Origin of the sequence: Oceanicaulis alexandrii DSM 11625, from assembly GCF_000420265.1 — a bacterium.
Taxonomy (GTDB): Bacteria; Pseudomonadota; Alphaproteobacteria; order Caulobacterales; family Maricaulaceae; genus Oceanicaulis; species Oceanicaulis alexandrii.
In genome coordinates this window covers 248,993-272,337 of sequence record NZ_ATUP01000001.1, presented here as the reverse complement: position 1 = coordinate 272,337, position 23,345 = coordinate 248,993, and the positions used below count along the sequence as shown (strand labels likewise).

The 23,345-nt window shown below is 63.0% G+C and carries 20 protein-coding genes; 9 read left to right on the top strand and 11 right to left on the bottom strand.

Annotated features, from left to right (window positions below; translation table 11 throughout):
- Positions 1-3: 3 nt before the first annotated feature.
- Positions 4-1,821 (top strand): aspartate--tRNA ligase, encoded by a 1,818-nt coding sequence (gene aspS / locus G405_RS0101305; RefSeq protein WP_022699689.1) that lies wholly within the window; start codon positions 4-6, stop codon positions 1,819-1,821.
- A 69-nt stretch (positions 1,822-1,890) separates the two neighbouring features.
- Here the strand turns inward: aspS and G405_RS14665 are convergent, their stop codons facing one another.
- From G405_RS14665 to G405_RS16275, 3 genes are all read right to left on the bottom strand, one after another.
- Positions 1,891-3,321 (bottom strand): pentapeptide repeat-containing protein, encoded by a 1,431-nt coding sequence (locus G405_RS14665; protein WP_022699688.1) that lies wholly within the window; start codon positions 3,319-3,321, stop codon positions 1,891-1,893.
- Positions 3,322-3,433: 112 nt separating this feature from the next.
- Entirely contained in the window at positions 3,434-3,925 is a 492-nt protein-coding gene (locus G405_RS0101295) for a pentapeptide repeat-containing protein (protein ID WP_022699687.1), read from the bottom strand.
- Between the two features lie 54 nt (positions 3,926-3,979).
- Positions 3,980-6,580: a TSCPD domain-containing protein gene (locus G405_RS16275; RefSeq protein WP_022699686.1), complete on the bottom strand. Its 2,601-nt coding sequence runs from the start codon at positions 6,578-6,580 to the stop codon at positions 3,980-3,982.
- Between the two features lie 243 nt (positions 6,581-6,823).
- On the opposite strand from G405_RS16275, the gene G405_RS0101285 reads away from it, so the two are divergent.
- From G405_RS0101285 to G405_RS0101275, 3 genes are read left to right on the top strand one after another with little or no spacing between them, the layout of a single operon-like run.
- The gene (locus G405_RS0101285; RefSeq protein WP_022699685.1) at positions 6,824-7,237 is read left to right on the top strand and encodes an NADH:ubiquinone oxidoreductase subunit NDUFA12; all 414 of its coding nucleotides are present in this window, start codon (positions 6,824-6,826) and stop codon (positions 7,235-7,237) included.
- A 4-nt stretch (positions 7,238-7,241) separates the two neighbouring features.
- The gene (gene mlaD, locus G405_RS0101280; protein ID WP_022699684.1) at positions 7,242-7,715 is read left to right on the top strand and encodes an outer membrane lipid asymmetry maintenance protein MlaD; all 474 of its coding nucleotides are present in this window, start codon (positions 7,242-7,244) and stop codon (positions 7,713-7,715) included.
- Between the two features lie 44 nt (positions 7,716-7,759).
- On the top strand, positions 7,760-8,233 hold the full coding sequence (locus G405_RS0101275) for a DUF2155 domain-containing protein (protein ID WP_233345971.1): 474 nt from the start codon (positions 7,760-7,762) through the stop codon (positions 8,231-8,233).
- On the opposite strand, the gene aat is transcribed toward G405_RS0101275, so the two are convergent.
- Genes aat through aroQ form a run of 4 tightly spaced genes read right to left on the bottom strand, consistent with a single transcriptional unit; the run spans position 8,200 to position 11,200 of the window.
- A complete protein-coding gene (aat, locus tag G405_RS0101270) occupies positions 8,200-8,850 on the bottom strand; it encodes a leucyl/phenylalanyl-tRNA--protein transferase (RefSeq protein WP_022699682.1) in 651 nt (216 codons plus the stop codon). The two genes, G405_RS0101275 and aat, sit on opposite strands and share 34 nt — an antisense overlap.
- A 16-nt stretch (positions 8,851-8,866) precedes the next feature.
- Positions 8,867-10,216 (bottom strand): acetyl-CoA carboxylase biotin carboxylase subunit, encoded by a 1,350-nt coding sequence (accC, locus tag G405_RS0101265; RefSeq protein ID WP_022699681.1) that lies wholly within the window; start codon positions 10,214-10,216, stop codon positions 8,867-8,869.
- Positions 10,217-10,226: 10 nt separating this feature from the next.
- Positions 10,227-10,721 (bottom strand): acetyl-CoA carboxylase biotin carboxyl carrier protein, encoded by a 495-nt coding sequence (gene accB, locus G405_RS0101260; RefSeq protein ID WP_022699680.1) that lies wholly within the window; start codon positions 10,719-10,721, stop codon positions 10,227-10,229.
- Positions 10,722-10,744: 23 nt separating this feature from the next.
- Positions 10,745-11,200, bottom strand: a complete 456-nt coding sequence (gene aroQ, locus G405_RS0101255; RefSeq protein ID WP_022699679.1) for a type II 3-dehydroquinate dehydratase — start codon at positions 11,198-11,200, stop codon at positions 10,745-10,747.
- Positions 11,201-11,311: 111 nt separating this feature from the next.
- Here aroQ and thiS point away from each other — a divergent pair, with 111 nt between their 5' ends.
- Genes thiS through G405_RS0101240 form a run of 3 tightly spaced genes read left to right on the top strand, consistent with a single transcriptional unit; the run spans position 11,312 to position 12,804 of the window.
- Positions 11,312-11,521: a sulfur carrier protein ThiS gene (thiS, locus tag G405_RS17125; RefSeq protein ID WP_022699678.1), complete on the top strand. Its 210-nt coding sequence runs from the start codon at positions 11,312-11,314 to the stop codon at positions 11,519-11,521.
- A 3-nt stretch (positions 11,522-11,524) separates the two neighbouring features.
- Positions 11,525-12,319, top strand: a complete 795-nt coding sequence (locus tag G405_RS0101245) for a thiazole synthase (protein WP_022699677.1) — start codon at positions 11,525-11,527, stop codon at positions 12,317-12,319.
- A gap of 56 nt (positions 12,320-12,375) precedes the next feature.
- A complete protein-coding gene (locus G405_RS0101240) occupies positions 12,376-12,804 on the top strand; it encodes a VOC family protein (protein ID WP_028284452.1) in 429 nt (142 codons plus the stop codon).
- On the opposite strand, the gene G405_RS0101235 is transcribed toward G405_RS0101240, so the two are convergent.
- The 4 genes from G405_RS0101235 to G405_RS0101220 form a co-directional block, all read right to left on the bottom strand.
- Positions 12,805-13,716 carry a hypothetical protein gene (locus tag G405_RS0101235; protein ID WP_156861312.1) on the bottom strand — a complete coding sequence of 304 codons (912 nt, stop codon included), beginning with the start codon at positions 13,714-13,716 and terminating at the stop codon, positions 12,805-12,807.
- 94 nt (positions 13,717-13,810) lie between these two features.
- Entirely contained in the window at positions 13,811-14,539 is a 729-nt protein-coding gene (locus G405_RS0101230; RefSeq protein ID WP_022699674.1) for a DsbA family protein, read from the bottom strand.
- Between the two features lie 80 nt (positions 14,540-14,619).
- Positions 14,620-16,044 carry a M48 family metalloprotease gene (locus G405_RS0101225; RefSeq protein ID WP_022699673.1) on the bottom strand — a complete coding sequence of 475 codons (1,425 nt, stop codon included), beginning with the start codon at positions 16,042-16,044 and terminating at the stop codon, positions 14,620-14,622.
- A 125-nt stretch (positions 16,045-16,169) separates the two neighbouring features.
- The gene (locus tag G405_RS0101220) at positions 16,170-18,896 is read right to left on the bottom strand and encodes an Rne/Rng family ribonuclease (protein WP_022699672.1); all 2,727 of its coding nucleotides are present in this window, start codon (positions 18,894-18,896) and stop codon (positions 16,170-16,172) included.
- 524 nt (positions 18,897-19,420) lie between these two features.
- On the opposite strand from G405_RS0101220, the gene G405_RS16270 reads away from it, so the two are divergent.
- On the top strand, positions 19,421-20,641 hold the full coding sequence (locus G405_RS16270) for an N-acetylmuramoyl-L-alanine amidase (RefSeq protein ID WP_160091578.1): 1,221 nt from the start codon (positions 19,421-19,423) through the stop codon (positions 20,639-20,641).
- A 118-nt stretch (positions 20,642-20,759) separates the two neighbouring features.
- Positions 20,760-23,291: a penicillin-binding protein 1A gene (locus tag G405_RS0101205; RefSeq protein ID WP_022699669.1), complete on the top strand. Its 2,532-nt coding sequence runs from the start codon at positions 20,760-20,762 to the stop codon at positions 23,289-23,291.
- Positions 23,292-23,345: the final 54 nt, after the last annotated feature.

Genomic DNA, 23,345 nt, shown 5'->3' with positions numbered 1-23,345 from the left:
TCCATGCACGCTTATCGCACCCATACTTGCGGAGAGCTGCGCAAAGCCCAGATGGGCGAAACTGCGCGGCTGTCCGGCTGGATCCACCGCAAGCGCGACCATGGCGGTCTGCTGTTTGTGGATTTGCGCGACCATTACGGTCTGACCCAATGCGTGCTGGAGCCTGATAATCCCAATTTCGCGACCCTGGAACGGATGCGCGCGGAAAGCGTCGTCACCGTGACCGGCAAGGTCGTGGCGCGCTCTGAGGACACGATCAACCCCAACCTGCCCACCGGCGAGATCGAATTGCTGGTCGAGGACCTTGTGGTTCAGTCCGCCGCTGAAGAGCTGCCGCTGCCCGTGTTCGGCGAGCCGGACTGGTCAGAAGAAGTGCGCCTGAAGCACCGCTATATCGATCTGCGCCGGGAAAGCCTGCACAAGCGCATCGTGCTGCGCTCGAAGATCATCGACTCCTTGCGTCGCCGCATGGTCGATGAGGGCTTCACCGAATACCAGACGCCGATCCTGACCGCGTCTTCACCGGAAGGCGCGCGCGACTTCCTGGTGCCGTCGCGCCTGCATCCGGGCCAGTTCTATGCGCTGCCCCAGGCGCCGCAGCAGTTCAAACAGCTGATCATGGTGTCGGGCTTTGATCGCTACTTCCAGATCGCACCGTGCTTCCGGGACGAAGACGCCCGCGCCGACCGCGCGCCGGGCGAGTTCTATCAGCTCGACATGGAAATGAGCTTCGTCACCCAGGATGAGGTCTTTGGCGTGATGGAGCCGGTTCTGGCCGGTCTGTTCCGTGAATTCGCCGACGACCGCAAAGTCCCTGACGAGGCTTTCCCGCGCATTCCCTATGCTGAAGCCATGCGCAAATATGGCTCTGACAAGCCTGATCTGCGCAACCCGATCGAGATGGAAGCCGTCACCGAGCATTTCGCCGGGTCCGGCTTCAAGGTCTTTGCGGGCATGATCGAGAAGAACCCCAAGGTCGAGGTTTGGGCGATCCCGGCGCCGAAGGGCGGCAGCCGCGCGTTCTGCGACCGGATGAATTCCTGGGCGCAGAAGGAAGGCCAGCCGGGGCTGGGCTATATCTTCTGGCGTGAAGAAGAGGGCGCGCTGGCCGGCGCCGGCCCCATCGCCAAGAATATCGGTCCGGAGCGCACCGAGGCCTTGCGCACCCAGCTCGGTCTTGAAGCGGGCGACGCCGTGTTCTTCGCCGCGGGCGAGCCGTCCGCGTTCGCCAGCTTCGCCGGCAAGGCCCGCAATGTGGTCGGCCAGGAACTGAACCTGTTTGAAGAGAACGTCTTCCGCTTCTGCTGGGTCGTCGATTTCCCGATGTATGAATGGGATGAAGACAACAAGAAGGTCGACTTCTCCCACAACCCGTTCTCCATGCCGCAAATGGATCCCGATGAGTTCATGGCGCTCGACAAGAACGACCATGAAACGCTTCTGGGGATGAAGGCCTGGCAGTACGACATCATCTGTAACGGCATCGAGCTGTCTTCAGGCGCCATCCGGAACCACCGTCCGGACGTGATGCTGAAAGCGTTTGAATTCGCTGGCTATGGCGAGGATGTCGTGGAAGAGGCCTTCGGCGGCATGCTGAACGCCTTCCGTTACGGCGCCCCGCCGCACGGCGGCATTGCGCCGGGCGTGGACCGGATCGTGATGATCCTGGCCGATCAGGACAATTTGCGCGAAGTCGTGATGTTCCCGAAAGACCAGCAGGCGCGCGATCTGATGATGAATGCGCCGGCCCCTGCGGAGATGCGCCAGCTGCGCGAACTGCACCTGCGCACCGTGACGCCCGAGGCCAAGAAAGACAGCTAAGGGGTCACCCCCTGCTGCAGAAATGAAAACGGCGGGTCACTGACCCGCCGTTTTTGTATTTGAGGCTTTTCAGCCTTCGTTTTCAGGCGGACGAGGCGGTTGCGGCGGCTGGGGGCGTTCATTGCGCGCTTCGCGTTCGCGGCGGCGCTCTTCAGCACGCTGGGCGGCCTCTTGCTGGCGCTGGGCTTGCTCGGCAGCTTGTTCGGCCCGCCGCCGTGCTTGGTCCGCCGCTTGCTCCATGCGGCGAGCTTCGTGCTCCGCCAGCTCGGCATGGGAACGCGGGTTGGGCTGTTTGGGCGGCGCAGGCGGCGCGCCGTCCAGCGTCATGGGCGGTGCGACAGGTTTGGGGGCTGGACCGCTTTGCTCCAGGATCAGTCGAATGCGGTCTCCCAGCTCGGTGGGATGGAAATCGAAACTCCAGTCCACCTGATCCAGATCGCCATTGGCCTGAGCTTCGGCCAGAGCGCGAGCGGCGACGCGCAGACTGTCTCTCACCACTTCCGCTGTGGCTTGTTCGATCGCCAGCTCGACGCTGTCGGAACTCTCGGTTTCGTTGATGCGCACAGTCACGTCCTGTGCGGCATGACGCAGCTCTGACAGCGCCTCGCGCAAGGCGAGCGCCATTTCACGCTCGCGCACGCGCATGATCTGGCCGCTTTCGGAGATGGCCGCTTCCAGTTCGGCGCTGGCGCGTTCCAGCTCGGCGCGCTGGCTTTCCAGGCTAGCCACCGGAGCCGCCACTGCAGTCTCCGAACTGCGGCGCAGGGTGAACACCAGGCTGCCATCCTCTGAACAGCGAGTCAGCGTGTAGTCAAAGGGCAGGCGCGTATTCTCATCGCCGCACACATGCTGGAAATTCTCCGCCGTCAAACCTTCCGCATCGCGCAGATCGGTGGACGACAGATTGACCGCTATGAATTGCGCATCTGAAAAACGGGTGTCGCGCAGATCGGCGAAACTCAGATCGGTGTTTTCAAAGATCACGTTGCGAAACAATCCGCCGCGCCCGTCCACGCCGCGCAGCCGGGCGCCGAAGAAGTGGGCGCGCATCAGATTGGCGTCACGCAGATTGGCCTGGCTGAGATCGGCTTGCCGGAAGACGGTGTCGGGCAGGTTGGCGCTGCGCAGATTGGCGCCGCTGAGATCGGAGAGGAGGTAAACCCCGCCCTCCATATTCGCATCTCGCAGATTGGCGCCGCGCAGGCTGACCTGATGCGCGCGCAAGCGCATCATCTGAGCGTCTTCCAGATTGGCGCCATCCAGCTCGACATTCGACAAACGGGCTTCTGACAATGTGGCGTCGGTGAAATTCGCGCCGGACAGATTCAGGTCGATCAGCTGTGCGCCAAGAATCTGGGCGTCTGAAAAGTTCGCGCCGGAAAAGTCGCCGCCGATCATTTGAGCGCCGGCCAGATTGGCGTCAACAAAGTCACAGGATGGACAGTCGCCGCCGATCACGAGACGGCGATGGGGTTCGCCAGCCAGTCCCGGGGCGGACAAACACGTGCTCAGGGCCAAAGCCAATATGAATGTGCGGTATGGCATGGCGATAGATGTAATCCGCCTATGCATCAGGGGCGACTAAATTCGCAGTAAGATGCAGTGAACCTGTTCACCGACAAGGCGGAATTCTCAGGCCGGGCGGTAAAAGCGTGCTGGCGTCGCCACATGCTGTATTGAGTTGAGCCTGGGTCAGGCCGCGTGCGGTTTCCATTTCGGCGCCGGACAGATTCGCGCCATCGAGGCGTGCCCCTGTGAAATCAGCGCTGCCGAAATAGGCGCCCGCCGCTGTGGCGCGGCTCAGGTCGGCATAGGCGAAGCTCGCGCCTGTGAAGCGCGCGCCGAATAGGTTGGAGACGGACAGATTCGCTCGTGCGAAATTGGCGTGGTTCATCGTCGCCAGGCTGAGATCGGCCTGGCGCAGACGGGCGCCTGAAACGTCAATATGGGGCAGATCGAGATAGCTCAGATCCGCCTGAAACAGATTGCAGCCCGGACAGGACTGACCGGCTTGAACCCGCGCGATTTCGCTGACGTTCTGGGCGAGAGCGCTGCCCGGCAAGGCCGCAAGCAGGCCAATAACGCAAAGAAACTGTTTCAACATGGCGCACACCTTGTCTGTTACCGGTCTGCCCTGCGCAAGTTTCAGGCCTGAACCCTAGACCTTTCCCGCCCAGCCGCAGGCGTCACAGCCCAGTAGCCCGGCGTTTTCAATCACGGTGAAATGACCGCATTCCGGGCAGGGATCGCCATGATAGTTCACCGCAGGCTCTTCCAGCCGCTCCACGGACGCGCCGCCCGCATGACCGCCGCCTGAGGCGGGCTTGGGATCAAACTCAAATCCCGTGCCTGCGGCCGGACTGTCAGAGCTTTCCGGTTTGGACCGGCTGCCCAGCATGACCACATTGTCGGGCAGCTGACCGCGGGAGAAGCCCTTGGAGATCAGGCTGGCGGGATCTGCTTCGCGCACCAGCTTTTCCTGTTCGACGCCTTTGCCAAGTCCGCCGGGATCATAGGGGTGGGCATCAGCCTGGGCGAGGTCTTCACGGCCCAGATAGCTCACCGCCAGTTCACGGAAGATGTAATCGAGGATCGAGCTGGCGTGCTTGATGGAATCATTGCCGCCCACCGCGCCCGCCGGTTCGAATCGGGTGAACAGATAGGCGTCCACATACTCTTCCAGCGGCACGCCGTATTGCAGGCCGATGGAGATGGAGATGGCGAAATTGTTCATCAGCGAGCGGAAGGCGGCTCCTTCCTTGTGCATGTCGATGAAGATCTCGCCCAGCTCGCCATCCTCGAACTCGCCGGTGTGCAGGTAGACCTTGTGGCCGCCCACAGTGGATTTCTGGATATAGCCCTTGCGGCGATCGGGCAGCTTGCGGCGCTCGGCGGCGCGCTCGACATATTTCTCCACCACGCGTTCGACGACACGCTCTTCAGCGATGACCGAACGGCGCACAGAATCGCCGGTTTCATATTCGATCGTGTTCAAAAGGTCATAGAGCGCATCGCCTTCACGGCGGATGGACAGGCCCGTCAGGCCGCGCCGCGCGCTGGAGGCGATCAAGGCGCCCAGCTCTTCAATGGAGCTTGAACCGGGCAGGGCCAGTTCCAGACTGGCTGAGCCTTCAAGCGCCTCTTCACAGGCCTCCGCCATCGCCAGTCGCGCCTCGGGGGCGGGGTCTGCGAATACGGCGCGCAGTTCGGGGGGCAGCGTGTCGCAATCATCCAGGCGTCCTGCGCCATGCACATAGCGTTCGGCGGCGACCACTTCGAGGGGATCCACGCCGAGCTTTTCCAGAAGGCGAGGACCCGCCTCGTCAAAATGTTCAGGGCTCAGCCCGCATCTGCGAGCGACTTCTGCGCCCAGACTCCAGCGATTGATCGCAAAGCGTAGCGGCACGCCGTCGCTGAGCGCCGCGTCGATCCGGGCGAAGCCGGCCTGGTCGACGCCTGCGGCTTCCAGCTGGCTGATCCAGGGCGCGGAGTGCCCCGCCAGTGCGCCAGCGCCCAAGGCATGGCGGCGGGCGATGCCCTGTTCATGCTCGGACAAGCTGCTGAGCGCCGCGCTTACGCACTGGGCGAACTGACGGCCGCCGGGGGCGTCGAGGGCCGCAGGGGGGTGAACGCCTACTGATTCTGCGTCTACGAATCCCGCAGCCAGCGGGTCGGGCCGCGCCAGGCTGACGGGCGCGGGACATTCGCTGCGCAGTATGGTCAGAACATGTCGGGCGCGTTCTCGGGCCGTTTCGCTGTCATAGGCGAGCGACAGGGCGGTGAGAGCCGCGCCCAGGCCAACGATCACGAGCGCGCCGTTCTGACGCCCGGCGACTTGCCCCCACAGACGCGCCGCATAGGCCAGCCCGTCTTCATCAAGGCTCTGGCCGTCGATGAAGCGCGCCAGATTGAGCACGATAGCCGGGCTGACGCTCAACTCCGGCTCCTTGAAATGAAGCGCGGGCTTGCCGTGGGTCCAGACGGCTTCAGCCAGGCGGGTCATCACCTGGCGCGCACTTTGTCCATCTGCAAGCACGGCGTCGCTTTCGACCGCCTCAAAAAATTCTCGCCCAAGCTGAATGTCGGGCAGTTCGGCCGCGGGCGGCGTCGCGAACAGGCCTTGTTCAGGCGTGATCAGTCCCTGACGCGCGCGGGCTATGGCGCGCTCGATCATCGGGTCAGGCGCGCCGTCGCGTCGGGCGGCGCGCACGGCGCGCGCCAGGGCGCGATTGCGACGCGGGTCAAAGCATTCATCGTCCGCGCCGTCGCAATTGACGCAGGCCAGCGCCACAGCTTCCAGACGTTCAGCCAGAACCCTTGCGCCCACATTGGCGGCGGCCTGGCCCATTTCCGCAGCGTTGAGATCATGCAGGGCTTCGGTCAGCCCTTCTGCGCCGATGGTCGATTGGCCTTCAGGCGGCAGCAGGCTCTCGCCCCGCCACAGCGCCGGAACCGGCGCGGCTTCGCGGTGCAACAGGCTGGCGAGCAGTTCGTCGTGTGCGACGGCGTCACCCTCCGCCAGCGACTCAGCCAGCTCAGACAGGACATGGCCTGCATGGAGCTGTTCACCGGGTTGCGCCCCGCACAGCGTGACAAGCGCGGCGATCGTGCGCGTATCCCACCCTTGCGGCGTGAGCACCTGAACCTCGGCCTCTTCATCGATGGCGTCAGGGTCGGGATTATCCGCCTGTCGGCTCTGAAAGGCGAAATCATCCAGCGGCGAAACACCGTTTCGGGACAGGCGGCGGGGATTGCTCATGACGGCTCCTACCAGTCGGGCGCGCGAATCACCCTGATGGTACCGGAGGAGCGGGGGCGGAGTCGAAGCATGAACAGGGCGCTCTTAACCTGATCGTGGAAAACTGACGATTACAGCGTCCCAGAGGCCACGCCCGCGAGCAGAAAGCATGGATTTGGCGCCCAATTGCGGGCGCATGACTGGACCCGCAGGGTGTGCAAGGGCATATAGCGGTCACAAGTATTTTTTGCGAAGGAGCACGCCATGCTTGGCCTGCTGTCAAAAGTCTTCACCTGGTGGAACGGCGCGTCTGCGGGCGCGGCCTGGACGATCTGGCGTTCTGGCGAGCTCGTCGGCGAGGATGAGTTCGGCAATAAATACTATCAAGAGCGCAAGGCCGGGACGGGCGCAGACGGCAAGACCCGCCGCTGGGTCGTCTATAACGGCTATGCCGACGGATCTCGGGTGCCCTCTGACTGGCACGGCTGGATGCACCACACCTTTGATGAAGTCCCCACCGATGCGCCGCTGCCGCGCAAGGATTGGGAGCAAGAGCATCAACCCAACATGACCGGAACGCTGCACGCCTATCACCCGACGGGATCCTTGATCGGCGGGTCGGCGCGTCAGCGTCAGGCGACGGCGGCCGATTACGAATCCTGGACACCGGGAGATTAAACTCATGCGTGGCGGCGCCGTTCTCGAAACCGTGCTGGGTCTGCTCGTGCTGGTCACCGCCGGCGCCTTCCTGATCTACGCCCAAGGCCAGATTGATGACGGGTCCGGGTCTGACGGCTATACGCTGACGGCCCGCTTCTCATCAGTGGGCGATCTGAGCCGCGGCGCCGATGTGCGCGTGGCGGGTGTCCCGGTGGGAACGGTCACCACAGTGCGCCTCGATCAGGACACCTATTTCGCTGAAGCCGTGTTCGAGCTGAATGGCGAGATTCAGATCCCGGCGGATTCCACCGCCAAAATCGCCACTGCAGGCCTGATCGGCGGTGTCTTCATCGAAATCGAACCCGGCGGCGATGTGGACATGCTGCAAGCGGGGGAGGAGATCTCCTTCACCCAGGGCGCCGTGGACATGTTCGACCTCATCGGCCAGGCGGTGATGAACCGCGGCTCGTCCGGATCGGGCGGCTCGGAATCCTGAGCTGCGCCTTGGTCTCGCCTCAAACGCCTAACACAGTGATGACCATGATCCGCTCAATGATTGTTTCAACCTCCTTGATCTCAGCGCTTTGCCTTGGCGCGCCTGTCCTGGCGCAACCGGTCGAGATGCAACAAGGCGTGGCGAACCAGCAATCGGCGCAGACCCGTGTGCAGGATGATCCTGATGCGCCGGAGCTGACCTCAGAGCCGGGCTCTGTCGTGGTGTTGCGCGGCCTTGATAAGGTCACGGCCCGCACCCGCGATTTCCAGGCCCCCATTGGCGAGGCTGTCGAGTTCGGCGCCCTGTCGATCACGGTTCAGTATTGCCGCAAGCGCCCGCCGGAAGAGCCGCCGGAAGTGTTCGCTTTTGTCGAGGTTGAAGACCGCCGCACGGATGGCTTCGGCGTTCAGGCGGAGGGAGAATTGATGTTCTCAGGCTGGATGTTCGCATCCAACCCGGCGCTCAACGCGCTGGAGCATCCGGTCTATGACGTCTGGGTGATTGACTGCAGAAGCTGATCGCCGGCCACGCCCTCGGGAAGCGTGAAAAAGTCAGCTGAGCGCTCGATCGCCTCATCCAGCTGCTCACGATACGCTTCTTGTGAGATCGTCTGCGCCCCAAAGCGCTTGAGATGGTCTGTGTTGAACTGGGTGTCCAGCAGCGTGTAGCCGCCAGCGTTCAGGCGCGCCACCAGAGACACCAGCGCGACCTTGGACGCGTCCGTCTCGCGCGAGAACATGCTTTCGCCGAAGAACGCGCCGCCCAGGCTGACCCCGTAAAGCCCGCCCGCCAGCTTGCCGTCCTTCCACGCCTCGATGGAATGGGCGTGACCGGCGGCGTGCATATCCAGATAGAGCATCAGGATCTGATCATTGATCCAGCTGTCCTCGCGCCCGGGCGCGGGAGCGGCGCAGCTGCGCACCACCGTCTCGAAACAGCGATTGACGGTCAGGGCGAACTCATCGCGCCGGACTATCTTTTTCAGGGATTTGGGAATGTGAAACCCATCAAGCGGGATGACGCCGCGCTCATCAGGTTCCAACAGGTAGACACGGGTGTCGCTGCGCGACTCCGCCATCGGGAAGACCCCGCGTGCATAGCACGCCAGCAATTCCTGAACGCCGAAGCCGCGCATGACAAATACTCCGCGCTTATGAGCCCTGGCGCTTGGCCAGCCAGCTTTCCAGCCAGCGGATATGGTAATCCCCGGTCAGGAATGCAGGCTCTTCCAGAAGGGCCAGGTGCAACGGAATGGTCGTCTCGACACCGCTGACGACCATTTCGGACAGGGCGCGTTTCAGGCGCAACAAGGCTTCCTCACGATCACGCCCGTGCACGATCAGCTTGCCGATCATGGAGTCATAATAAGGCGGGATCTTGTAGCCGGTATAGAGCGCGCTATCGAGACGTACGCCCAGGCCGCCCGGCGCATGGAACTCGGTCACCGTGCCCGGGGAGGGCGTGAAGGTTTCCGGGTTCTCCGCATTGATGCGGCACTCGATGGACCAGCCTTCCAGCTTGATGTCGTCCTGGGTGAAGCTCAGCTCATGGCCCGCAGCGACGCGGATCTGCTCGCGCACCAGGTCGATGCGCGTGATCGCCTCGGTCACCGGGTGCTCCACCTGGAGACGGGTGTTCATTTCGATGAAATAGAACTCGCCGTTCTCATAGAGGAACTCCACCGTGCCGGCGCCGCGATAGCCGATCGCTTTCACAGCATCCGTCACAGTCTTGCCGATCTTGGCGCGCGCCGCCTCGTCGAGGGCGACGGAGGGCGCTTCCTCGAGCACTTTCTGGTGACGGCGCTGCAGCGAGCAGTCGCGCTCGCCCAGATGCACCACATTGCCATGAGTGTCGGCGATGACCTGGATCTCGATATGCCGCGGCTGACCGAGATATTTCTCGATATACACAGCGCCGTCGCCAAAAGCCGCCTGGGCTTCAGAGGACGCCGTTTGCAGCGCGCTTTCAAGCTTATCTTCGGTCTCTGCGACTTTCATGCCGCGACCGCCGCCGCCGGAGGCGGCCTTGATCAGCACAGGGAAGCCGATGGATTTGGCGACCTTGCGCGCTTCATCCATATCGGTGATCGCACCGTCTGAGCCGGGAACGACAGGAATGCCCGCGTCCACAGCGGCTTGCTTGGCGGTGATCTTGTCGCCCATCAGGCGGATCGTGTCCGCGGTCGGACCGATAAAGGTCAGGCCGTGCGCTTCCACGATTTCGGCGAAGCGCGCGTTTTCCGACAGAAAGCCATAGCCGGGGTGGATCGCCTGGGCGCCGGTGATTTCGGCGGCGGCCATGATGGCGGGCACGTTGAGATAGGACCGGCCAGCGGGCGGCGGACCGATGCAGACGCTTTCATCGGCCAGCTTGACGTGCATGGCGTTGGCGTCGGCTTCGGAGTGAACCGCCACCGTCTTGATGCCCATTTCCTTGCAGGCCCGGTGGACCCGCAAGGCGATCTCGCCGCGATTGGCGATAAGGACTTTATCGAACATGAGCGACCGCCTAGCTGATGATGAACAGGGCTTCGCCGTATTCCACCGGTTGGGCGTCATCGACCAGAAGCTCGGTGAGCGTGCCCGATTTGGACGCGGTGATGGGGTTGAAGGTCTTCATGGCTTCAACCAGCAAGATGGTGTCGCCTTCCTTCACGCTGTCGCCGGCTTTCTTGAACTGGTCCGCTTCAGGAGAGGGACGCAGATACACCGTGCCGACCATGGGCGAGGTCACGGCGCCGGGATGGCTTTTCGCGTCGGCGGCGCTGACGGCAGCCGGCGCTTCCGGTGCGGAAGCCGGCGCAGGCGCGGGGGCCGCAGCCATGGGCGCAGGAGCAGGCTGAGTCGCGTAAACAGCGGGCGCAGCGGTGATTTCGCGCGCGACGCGGATACGCATTTCGCCTTTTTCGACTTCGATCTCGGTAAGATCGGTGTCGTTGAGAATATCGGCCAGCTCGCGCACGAGCTTGGAATCGACCTGCGGGTTCGACGTGGTGGACGCCATAGGTTTACTACCCTTTCTAGTCATTATTTCGCACGCGCCTGCGCCAGTTGCACAGCGGCTCTAATCCCCAGCTCATAGCCGCGCGCGCCTAAACCGCTGATGGTGCCAGCGGCGGCAAGTGACACATAAGAGACAGCACGAAAGGCCTCTCGCGCAACAGGCTGGGACAGATGCACCTCAATTGCGGGCGCGTCCACCCCTTTGATCGCGTCCAGCAGCGCTATGGAGGTATGGGTGTAGGCGGCGGGATTGATCACGATGGCCGAGCCCCTGGCGCCGGCGGTATGAATCAGCTCCACCAGCGCGCCTTCATGATTGGTCTGCTCAAACACCAGCCCGACGCCCAGCGACTCAGCCGTCTGGCGGCACAGCGCTTCGATATCGGCGAGGGTGGTGGTCCCGTAGATCTCAGGCTCACGCGTTCCCAGCAGATTGAGATTGGGGCCGTTGAGCACGAAGACGGGTTTGAGGTCAGACACTTTTGTTCACTCCGGCCAGGCTGAAGGGCGCCAGCGCGCCTTGACTGCCAGCCTTGGTTCTACGACCTCATAGGGGTGTGAACAAGCAAACCCGTGCGTGGGAAGCAGGTCATGAGCCAGATCGACGTCGAGCTGAACGGGGAAACCCGCCAAATCCCTTCAGGCTTAAGCCTGAAAGGCTTGCTGGAGCATCTTGAGCTCGATCCGCGCAAGGTCGCTGTCGAACGCAATCTCGAAATCGCGCCGCGTGACGGCTATGACGCGATTCGAATCGAGACCGGCGACCGGCTCGAAATCGTGCATTTTGTCGGAGGAGGGTGAGCCATGACGGCCCAGACCCAGATACAGGACGACGCCCCGCTGGTCGTGGCGGGGCGGAGTTTCAAGTCACGCCTGATCATCGGCACCGGCAAGTACAAGACCTATGAGCAGAACGCGCAGGCGCTGGTCGCTTCAGGCGCGGACATGATCACGGTGGCGGTGCGCCGGGTGAATTTGTCTGACCCCAGCCAGCCGCGGCTCGTCGATTTCATTGATCCCAAAGAATACACCTTCCTGCCCAACACGGCCGGTTGCTTCACCGGCGAGGATGCGGTGCGCACCCTGCGTCTGGCGCGCGAAGCGGGCGGCTGGGATCTGGTGAAGCTCGAAGTGCTCTCTGACCCAAAGCACCTCTATCCGGACATGGCCGAAACCCTCCGAGCGACCGAAATGCTGGTCAAGGAAGGGTTCGAGGTCATGGTCTATTGCTCGGACGATCCGGTCTACGCCAAGCGTCTGGAAGAGGCGGGCGCCTGCGCGATCATGCCTCTGGGCGCGCCGATCGGTTCAGGGCTGGGCATCCAGAACCCGGTGAATATTCGCCTGATCATCGAAGAGGCCAAGGTGCCGGTGATCGTGGATGCGGGCGTCGGCACGGCGTCTGACGCCGCGGTGGGCATGGAGCTGGGGTGTGACGGCATTCTGATGAACACCGCCATTGCGGAAGCGAAAGACCCCGTTCGCATGGCCAAGGCCATGAAGCATGCCGTCATCGCGGGCCGTGACGCTTATCTGGCGGGACGCATGCCGAAAAAACGCTATGCCGATCCCTCGAGCCCGCTGGCGGGCCTGATCTGAGGCGCTTGCGCGCGTTCTTATAATGTTCCAAGATGTCCGGGTATCGGGAGGACGCCATGGAACAACGTATTTCTATGATTACGCTCGGGGTTTCAAATCTCGCACGCGCTCGCGCCTTTTATGAGGGGATGGGCTGGTCCGCACTGCCGTCCGAGAGCGATCAGATCGTCTTCTTTGATCTGAACGGAGTGATCGTGGGTTTGTTCGGCGGCGAGGCGTTGGACGCAGATATGGGGCGTCAGAACCCGACGAACGGTCGCATCGCTCTTGCGTATAATGTGCGCAGCCGCGATGAGGTGCAGCCGATTCTTGATCAGGCAGCGCAGCTGGGCGGGTCTGTGCTCAAACCCGGTGAAGACGTCTTCTGGGGCGGGTATTCAGGCTATTTCGCTGATCCGGACGGACATGCTTGGGAGGTCGCGCACAATCCGTTCTGGCAGATCCTTGAAGACGGGCGGATCAAACCTGAGCCGCCCGCCTGCTGATCAGCGAGACCGTCGCAGCGCTTCGGCGCCCAGCGGCAGGTCGTCCTGCACCTCGGCGCAGACCGGACGCGAAACGCGTTCGCCGCGGCCCAGCAGCGCCAGTTCATGCTCACGCATGGCCGTGCCACCCATGCAGGGCAGGACATGGCTGATTTGCAGCATTCCGCGATCCGCCATGCCGCGAAAGACGGCTGCGGCGAGGGCGTCGCTGACCAGGGCGTTCACCTGCCAGGCGCGCTCCGCCCCCGACCAGGCCCCATAAGAGCGACCTGACGGGCCGACCATCAGCTCGGTGTCAGTCTCTCGCAGACGAATGGGAACAAGCGGCAGCCATTCCGGCCCTGCATAGGGCGGATACGTAGTGTCCCAGCGGGCCCCGACGCTGAACCAGGGGCTGTCATAGAAAAAGGGAAAGATGTTGAAAACGCGCCAGTATTCGCCTGTGGCCCAACCGGCTTCGTCGACGCCCGGCCAATAGGCCTCGCGGCGGACGGAAACCGGTTCGTTCAGGATGACCCGACCGGTCAGGCGATCTTCGATCCAGACGCGTCCCAGCAGGGCTGCATCCATGTGCGAGCCAAAATCAGGGCCATCGACCTGATCAAAATCCAGCGAGATGACATACCGGGCCTGATTGCGATCGGGCGCGGCGAGCCCCGCCTGCTCCAGCGCGGCTTCAAAACGGGGGCGCAGGATCGAGCGGTTGGGCTCTGGCAGGAACCAGGAAAACTGGGATGTGCCTGTGACCGGACCGAGCGCCATCTGGTGATAGAAAGGGCTGGCGGCGTCGACACGGAGGGTCTGCGTGTCCAGAGGTTGCGGCGCCTGGCGCGCGGATATGGCGTCGCGGCTGGCGCAAGCGGTCAGGGTCAGCGCGGCACACGCGGCCACAAGGATCGTCAGGTGTTTCATCATCCCCTCCAGGTTCGGGACGATGATTAACCACAAGCGGAAAACAAGCTGTAAACGGCGCCGGGACTTGTCCCGGCGCCGTCAGTCATCACGATTAACGCGACAGTGCTTCATTCACCAATCGGTCCAGGCCTTCGATGTCAGCGCCAGGAACGACTGTGTCTCCGACAATAAAGAAGGGCGTGCCCGTAATCCCGATCGCCTGTGCCAGCTCGCGCACATCGCCGAGCTGACGGGTGATCTCGTCTGAGTCCATTTCGGCGCGCATGGCCGCCACATCCACGCCGGCGGTGACGGCGAAGGCGTCGATCCGTTCATCGGGCAGGGGGCCGCTGGCGTTCATCAGGGCGTTGTGAAACGCTTCGTAGGATTGAGGTGCGATCCGCCAGACCGCCAGCGAGGCGCGCGAGGCGTTGGTGGATTGCTCGCCGCGAATTGGGAATTCCTTGAAGACAAAGCGCACCTGATCGCCATGCTCTTCCAGGACCGACTGGATCCATTCATTGGAGACCGTGCAGTACGGGCAGCGATAGTCAAAGAACTCGACCACCGTGACGACTGGGTTTTCCGCGCCGACGACCGGGTCGCGAGCGTCTGCATACAACCGGTCCTCGCTGGAGGTGACAGCGCCCAGCATGGCGTCCTGTTCACGCTGGCGGGCGCGGCGCTGCAGCTCGATCAGCGCTTCCTCGATAATCTCGGGATTGGTCAGGATGTAGTCGCGCACAATCTGCTCGATTTCGGCGCGATTGGCGGGTTCTTGCGCCGGGGCGCAAGCGGTCATGCCGAGAGCGGCGGCGAGGGCGAGCAGCAAGATGCGCATGAAAACTCCAGTTATCAGTCAGAAATCATTTGGCCCCGCGTTTAGCGCGGTTCGACGCACAGGCACAATCACAAGCCCGTTTAAGGCTGTAACAGAGCGCCGCGATCCAGATGTTGGAAGTTTGGCTGACGTTCGCGCTCGCGGCGGTTCCAGTCGCGCATTTCCCGGCTGTCCGGGCGGGTGACCGCCAGGATTTCCGTCGCGCGAATCCAGGCCTCAGTACCGCGTTCAAGCTCTTCATGAGCCCGCGTGGCGAAAATGTGGGCCTGCATCTCGTCGCCGACCGCATAAGCGCGTTCCGCTGTGGACAGTTCGGCCATGGCGGTTTCACCCAATTGCTGGTGCGCCAGAGAGCGCTGGAACCAGGCGTAGGGGTTTTGCGGTTCGCTCACCAAGGCCATGCGCAACTGGCCGAGCGCCTCACGGGCGTTCGCCTCGTTATTGGTGGCGATCAGCGCAGAGGCGTAACCGATGCGCAAGAGCGGCGCATCGGGCAGCAATTCAATGGAGCGGCGATAAGGCTCAAGCGAGCGGTCGATAAAGCCGCTCTCATAAAGCATCTGGCCTTTGAGCTCATGAAAATAGGGATTGTCGGGTTCAAGCTCGAGCAAGTGATTGACCGCACGCTCGGCGTTGTCGGTCAGGCCTTGCTTGTAATAGGCCACTGCGCGGGCATAGCGCGCCGGGATTGAAGTGTCGCTTTCAGGATAGCGCGAAAAGGTTTGCGCAGGCGGCGCCATGAATCCGATGATCTTGGCCTGAAGCCGTTGCAGCTCGGCGATCTCCTCGTCGCTGTCGGGAACATCGGCGAAGTCGGAGGCTTCCACATTGCGGCGCAGCGCCGCCACCCGGTCTGAAGACAGCGGGTGAGAGCGGAAATACTCCCAGCGGCGTTGAAACGAGATGCGTTCCTGGTAAGCGAGGCGTTCAAACGTCGCCACCAGACCGCGACCTGATTGTCCGGTTTCGGTGAGAAACCGCACGGCGGCCTGATCGGCGGAGGCTTCCTGGGCGCGGGTATAGGTCAGCAGGTTCAGCTGACCAAATTGCGGAGCGGACGCCATGATCGCCGCGCCTGCATCGGGCGCGCCGGCAAGGGCTGCGATCAGCCCCACGCCCAGCGAGGCGGCCATGGTGGCCAGGCCCGCCCGGCTGGCTTCGCCGCGCCGGATGATGTGGGCGCCTTCGATATGGCCGATCTCATGGGCGATCACGCCCTTGATTTCGTTTGGGCTCTCTGCGCGAACAATGGTGCCGGTGTTGAGGAAGATGTTCTGTCCGCCGGTGACGAAGGCGTTGAACTCCATATCGCCGACCAGATAGAAATCCACTGCGCTCACATCGAGCCCCGCCGCAACCAGCAGCGGGTCGGTGTATTCGCGCATGGCGCGCTCGGTCTCGGTGTCCCGGATCAGGCCCTGTGCGTGAGCGCCTGAGAGACTGGTGAGCGCCAGACCGACCGCGGCGGCGATGCAGGTCGCGCCGGTCTTAAGAGAGGTGAGCATACGCAATGCAAGCGTCCTTCGTGTCAGCCAGCCTCGGAAGACAACAGTCTATCCTTCTGTCCGTCTGCACGCCAGAAAACGTGAGAACGGCGCCGGAAGTGTGACCACCGGCGCCGTTCACGTGATCAGCTCAGGCCCAGGAACTTGGACGAGCGCTGCCACCAGCCGCGTTTCGCGGGGCGGTTCTCGTCTGATCCTTCGTCCTGGCTCGCCTGATCAGCCTCTTGCGGGGCCGTGCCAGACGGCTCGCTATGAGCGGGTTCGGCGTCGCTCTCGCTGGCGGTTTGAGGCTCCGGCGCAGGCGCGCTGGCCTGCTCCATGGCTTCGCGCGCCGCCGTATCGGTCGTGTCAGCCTCTGCAGCGGGCTCCGCTTTCTTGCGGCGGGTCCGGCGCTTGGGCTTGTCGGCGTCCGTCTGAGCGGCCTCTTCGCTGGACGCATCGCCTTCGGCAGCCGCTTCAGCGGCGGGCGCGGCCTTCTTGCGACGCGTGCGTCGCTTGGGCTTGTCCTCAGCCGCATCACCCTCAGCAGCTGCCGGGGCGTCTGCGTCAGATGCTTGAGCCTCCGGAGCGTCTGATGCGTCGTCGGCGGGATTTTTACGCGTGCGGCGGCTCCGCTTGGGCTTGGCTGGCGCGTCCTCGGCATGGGCGGCGCTGTCTGCTTCCGCCGGTGTGCCCTCGGCCTGCGCTTCAGAAGCGGACGCGTCCTGAGCGCTCGTCTCCGCCTGACTTGCGTCATCCTGAGCCGCTTCGCTCTGGCCGGCGGGCTTGCGACGACGGCGGCTGGGGCGTTTGCGCCGGGGCGGCGTGTCTTCACCGTCAGTCTGAGCGCCAAAGGGTTCAGATTCAGACGGTTCGATCACTTGCAGGCCTGCGACCTCATCGGACGCTTCGGCATCCCGGGACGTCGAAGCGGTTCCGGATTCGCCATCGCTATCCTCGGTCGCGTCCAGAGCGGCCTGGGCGTCCTCTGATGATCCGGCCTCGTCATTGCGCTTGCGGCGATTGCGACCGCCGCGGCGGCCGCGACGACGGCGTTTCTTCGAGCCGTCTTCATTGGTCTCGTCAGAGGCGGAGCGAGCCGGGCGCTCGTCGCGTTCCTGACGCTCTTCACTCGCCTCCGCTTCGTCCGCATCCTCGATGTCATCGTCTTCATCGATGTCTGCGACAACAGCGGCTGCGCTGGTCAGCGGGGTGTCGGCGCGGGCGGCTTTCGCTTCGGCGCGCGCCGCTTCGCTGCGGCTTTCAAGGCGCTCAAGGGTGCAGTCCGGACGGATCAGGCTGTCATCGGCGTCCACCGTGACGCTCATGTCATAGCGCGCTTCAATCGCTGTGAGATGATCGCGTTTCTCGTTGAGAATATACAGCGCCACTTCCGGCGCGCAGAGCAGGCGGGCTTTGGACGTGCGGCCGCGAACGCCTTCCTCTTCCAGAGCGCGCAGGGCCACCAGAGCGCTGGATTCGATCGAGCGCATATGGCCCGAGCCCTGACAATGCGGGCAGACATTGCTCGAACCTTCGACCAGCGAGGTGCGACGGCGCTGACGGCTCATCTCCATCAGGCCGAATTGCGAGATGCGGCCCACTTGCAGGCGGGCGCGGTCACGCTTGAGCGAGTCCTTCATCTTCTTTTCGACGGCGCGAACGTTTTTGTTCTCGTCCATGTCGATAAAGTCGATGACAAGAAGACCGGCCAAATCGCGCAGACGCATCTGGCGGGCGGCTTCCTCGGCCGCCTCCATATTGGTCTTGAGCGCGGTTTGCTCGATATTGCGTTCCTTGGTCGCCTTGCCCGAGTTGACGTCGATGGAGACCAGCGCCTCGGTCGGGTTGATGACGATGTAGCCGCCCGATTTCAGCTGCGCGACAGGCGAATGGATCGCCTCGAGCTGGCTTTCCACCTGATGGCGCAGGAAGAGCGGCGTGGCGTCGCGATAATGCTGAACCTTCTTGGCGTGGCTTGGCATCAGCATGCGCATGAAGGCCTTGGCCTCCTTGTACGCGTCCTCGCCTTCCACCAGCACCTCGTCGATCTCCTTGTCGTAGAGATCACGGATCACCCGTTTGACGAGATTGCCTTCTTCGTAAATCAGCTTGGGCGCGCTTGATTCCAGCGTCGTGGTGCGGATCGTCTCCCACAGCCGGATCAGATAGTCATAGTCGCGTTTGATCTCGACCTTGGTGCGCGCTGCGCCTGCAGTGCGGATGATCAGGCCCATGCCCTGAGGCACGGCCAGTTCGGACACCGCCGATTTCAGACGTTTGCGGTCGGGCGCGTTGGTGATCTTGCGCGAAATGCCGCCGCCGCGCGCGGTGTTGGGCATCAACACGCAATACCGGCCGGCCAGCGACAGATAGGTCGTCAGCGCCGCGCCCTTGTTGCCGCGCTCTTCCTTGGCGACCTGAACCAGCAGCACCTGACGGCGCTTGATCACTTCCTGGATCTTGTAGCGGCGCATGAAGGAGCGGCGACGGCGCGCCGCTTCATCGATCAGATCGTCTTCATCGGGCGTCGGCGCGTCGTCATTGTCGTCGTCAGGACCAGCGTCGTCATTCAGATCGCCGGTCGCTTCAGCTTCCGCTTCGCGCAGCGCTTCGCGATCCGCATGGGGGATCTGGTAGTAATCGGGATGAATCTCGTTGAAGGCGAGAAAGCCGTGCTTGTTGCCGCCATATTCAACGAATGCGGCCTGTAGCGAGGGCTCTACACGCGTGACCTTGGCGAGATAGATGTTTCCACGAATCGGCTTTCTGGAAGCCGACTCAAAATCGAATTCCTCAACCCGATTGTTGTCGACAATCACCACCCGGGTCTCTTCCGGGTGGGCGGCGTCGATCAGCATTTTGCGTGACATTAAAATACGCTCCATACCGCATGGCGAAAGCCGCGCTCAACGAGGAGGCGGCTTCGGACGTACGGCGATTGTTGCAGGAACGCGCTCGGCGGCGATCTGTTCTTACTAAAGATGATCTCGCGGCGGGAGCGCGCATCATGGGTCTGTCCTTAACCGGGCAGGGGCGCGTCCTGATTCGGAGCGTCGCCCGAGCGCCAGTCATTCTGGCTTTTGGCGCCGGCGGCGGGCGTGAGCCCTCCCGCGTCGTCCAGAAATCTGTGTGCTTTGAAGATTTGCGCCCTGGGGCGGATCTTCAAGGGTGTTCATATGGGCGGCGCGCGAACGCGCCTGATCCCGATCTCGAACATAATCACATTGCACGAGAATGTCGCCAATGAAAAGCGAGCTACACCGTGTTAGACTCTCGGTAAGGACTCGCTAACCGAATCTCAAGGCGTGGCGTTTTACAGTGGTTTTATCGGAGCATTTGCGCGACTTAAAATGACGCAAAGCCCGTTTGGGACTTCGGCATGGTGGTGGTCGGAATGCGATTTTTAGCGGGTCTTGTTGCTTGCGCCCTGGCGTTGTCCGCAGGGACTGCGCTGGCGTCTGACATTACGAATGTGCGCTTTGGCGCTTACGAGACCCACACCCGCATCGTCATTGAAAGCGAGACGCCGCTTGATTCGCGCGCCTTTACGCTGGCCGAGCCGGTTTCGCGTCTCGTGGTCTCCTTTGACCAGGCGGGGTGGAGCGTTCCCGGCCTGCCTAATCGACAGGGGCAAGGAGAGGGGCTGGTGGGGCGGTTCCAGTTTGACGGACAGGCCGGTGCGCCGCGTCTGGTGTTTGCGCTAAACTCGCCGTCCACTGTTGATCATCATTTTTCGCTCGCCCCTGATGGCGGCGGCTACCGCACCGTGGTGGATCTGGCGCCTGTGGGCGCCGCGGCGTTTCAGCAAACCTCGGGCTTTCCGTCCGAAAGCACCAATATGGCGCAGTTCCTTGTGGAAAACGCGGTCGTGTCGGCGGCGCCGCCGGCTTGTGAAGCGGTGCGCGTGGTGATCGATCCCGGTCATGGCGGCCGTGATCCCGGCGCGCTGGCGCGGTTCGGCGGCGGGGATGAGGCGGACGTCAATCTGGCGGCCGGTCTGGTCCTGCGCGACATCCTGAACGCCACCGGGCGCTATGAGGTCATCATGACCCGGGACCGTGATGTTTATGTGGACCTGTATGACCGCGTCGAGATCGCGCGCCAGGCCGAGGCGGACCTGTTCATTTCCCTCCATGCAGACTCGGCAGGCAATTCTACGGGGCCTGAGGGCGCGACCGTCTATTCGATGAATCACCGGGCCGTGGACCGCGCGCGCAGCCGCGCCATCAGCCAGGGCGACTGGGTGGACCCCAACCGTCCCGAAGAGGTCTCTCGCATCCTCGTCGAGATGTCCCTGACCAACAAGGAAAGCCAGTCTGAACGCTTCGCGGATGCCCTACGCACCGAAGTCGGCCGGGTGCAGCCCTTGTTCCGCGAGACGGCCATGCGCGCCAATTTTGCGGTGTTGATCGACGCTGAAGTGCCAGCGGTCCTGTTTGAAATGGGCTTTTTGACCAATCGCAATGACGCCCGGCGTCTGAACAGCGCCACGGACCGGCGGCGGCTGATGCAATCGGCGGCGTCCGCCATCGATGAGCACTTCTCTCATTGCCAGGGCGGCGGCCCTGATCGCTATATCGCCCAGAATGCGGTGAGCGCCTCCAGCACCCGTTAATCCGGAGCTGTGCGGAATCCGTCATTGGGTTGACGCCTGAGACACGCCATAATAGCGCCATGTGCGGGCGTCAAAAGGCGGGGGCGGGCAAGCCTTGCGCGCCGTCTAAGAGGGCAAGATGAAGCTGTTGAGTTGGAAAAACGCGTTGCGCGCCTTGATTTGGGGTGCGGGCGCGGCGGTGGTTCTGGGCGTGGTGGCGGCAATCGCCATCGCTGTCTATGTGGTCCGCGTCACCGAAGACCTGCCTGATTATCAGCAGCTTGCCGAATATGAACCCCCGATCATGAGCCGGGTGCATGCTGGCGACGGGCGCTTGATCCAGGAATACGCCATCGAGCACCGCGTCTTCGTGCCGATCGAAAACATCCCGCCCTTGGTCATCGACGCCTATCTGTCCGCCGAGGACAAGAATTTCTACAATCATGGCGGCGTGGATTATCTGGGCATGATCCGGGGCGGCATCCGCTCGGTGATCGCGCGTCTGCGCAACCCCAACGCGGCGTTGCAGTCTGGCTCCACCATCACCCAGCAGGTGGCCAAGAACTTCCTCTTCAGCTCGGACCAGCGCATCGACCGCAAAATCCGCGAGATCGTCATTTCGCGCCGGATGGAACGCGCCTTCACCAAGGACCAGATCCTCGAGCTTTATCTCAACGAGATCTATCTGGGCAACCGCGCCTACGGCATCGCCGCCGCAGCTCTGAACTATTTCGACAAATCCCTGGACGAGCTGGAATTGCACGAAGCGGCCTATCTCGCAGCCCTGCCCAAAGGGCCGAGCAATTACCATCCGACCCGCAATACCGAAGCCGCGATTGGCCGCCGCAACTGGGTGCTCTCGCGCATGATCGCCAATGGCGTCATCAGTCGTGAAGAGGGCGAAGCGGCAATGGAAATGCCGCTGGAAACCGCCGAGCGGCTGGACGGCGACGAGTATCTGGCGGCGGAGTATTTCGTCGAACAGGTACGCCGCGAAGTCTTCAACCGCTATGGCCAGGACCAGCTCTATGAAGGCGGGTTGTCGATCCGCACCACGCTGGACACTCGTATGCAGCTGGCCGCTCGTGCGGCCCTGCGCGACGGTCTTGAGACCTATGATCGCCGTCACGGCTATCGCGGTCCGGTCGCGCGGATGGAAAACTTTGACGCCTGGCCGGACCAGTTGGCCGAGATTGAGCCGCCCGCAGACCTCGATGAGGGCTGGCGTCTGGCCGTGGTGCTGGAGATGACGGACAGCGATGCGCTGATCGGCTTCGCCGACCGCAGCCGCGGACGCATCCCGCTTTACGCCCTGGCCTGGGCGCGTGAGCCGCGTCGGGATGAGAACGGCTTCCCGCGGACGGGCGGCGCCATTGGTCGGCCGTCTGACGTCTTCGAGCTGGGTGATGTGGTCATCGTGGAAGATCTGGTCGCCGAGGATGCGCCCGAAGAAAACGTTGAAGACGACCATTACGGCTTGCGCCAATTGCCGGACGTCAATGGCGGCATTGTCGCCATTGACCCGTTCACAGGCCGGGTTCTGGCGATGGTGGGGGGGTATTCCTTCCAGCACAGCCAGTTTAACCGCGCGGTGCAGGCGCGTCGTCAGCCGGGGTCCTCGTTCAAACCGTTTGTCTACGCTGCGGCACTTGAAAACGACTATACGCCCGTCTCCATCATTCTGGACGCGCCTTTCGTGGCGTCGGGCGACGCCGAGATGCGCTTTTATCGCCCGCAGAACTATTCGGAGGTGTTTTACGGACCCTCCACGCTGCGGCGGGGGCTGGAGCTGTCCCGGAACGTGATGACGGTGCGCCTGGCGCAGGATATGGGCATGGCGCCGATCGTGGATATCGGCGAGCGGACCGGCATTTATGACGACCTTCAACCCACGCTCGCCATGTCGCTGGGCGCGGGCGAGACCACGCTGATGCGGCTGATCGGCGCCTATGGCGCTCTGGTCAATGGCGGCCGCCTGATCGAGCCGGCGCTGATCGACCGGGTTCAGGCCCGCTCAGGCGAGACGATTTATATTCACGACCAGCGCGAATGCGTCGGCTGTGACGTGCCCGGCGGCTATGACCCCTCTCTTCAGGAGCCGCAATTGCCCGAGTTGGGCGAGCAGGTGATCGACCCGGTCACTTCCTATCAGATCGTGCATATGCTCGAAGGCGCGGTTCAGCGCGGCACCGCCACGGCGCTGCGCTCGCTGGGCCGCCCGCTGGGCGGCAAGACCGGCACCACCAATGACTTCCACGACGCCTGGTTTGTGGGGTTCAGTCCTGATCTGGTGGTCGGCGTCTATGTCGGCTTTGACACGCCCAGGCCGTTGGGTTCGGGCGAGGCGGGCGGCCGTGTCGCCGCGCCGGTGGCGGCCGATTTCCTGGGCGCGGCGCTTGAGACCTATTCCGTGGCGCCGTTCCGCGTGCCCGACGGGGTGAGCCTGGCGCCGATTGATCGCGAGACCGGCGAGCCATCCGTCATCGGACGTCCTGGTGTGATCCTGGAAGCGTTCAAGCCCGGCACCGAGCCTCAGCGCGGTCAGACCGATGCGGAGGAAACGCTGAGCTTTGGCGCCAATGCGTTGGGCGTGGACTTCTCTTCGGGCGCGCAAGACGATGCAGACGACGATGATGATGATGACGAGGACGCACTGGGCGGGCTTTACTAGCGCTCAGCCTCGCCGTTTCACACGATGACAACAGGCGCAGTCCCTTGTCCGGGG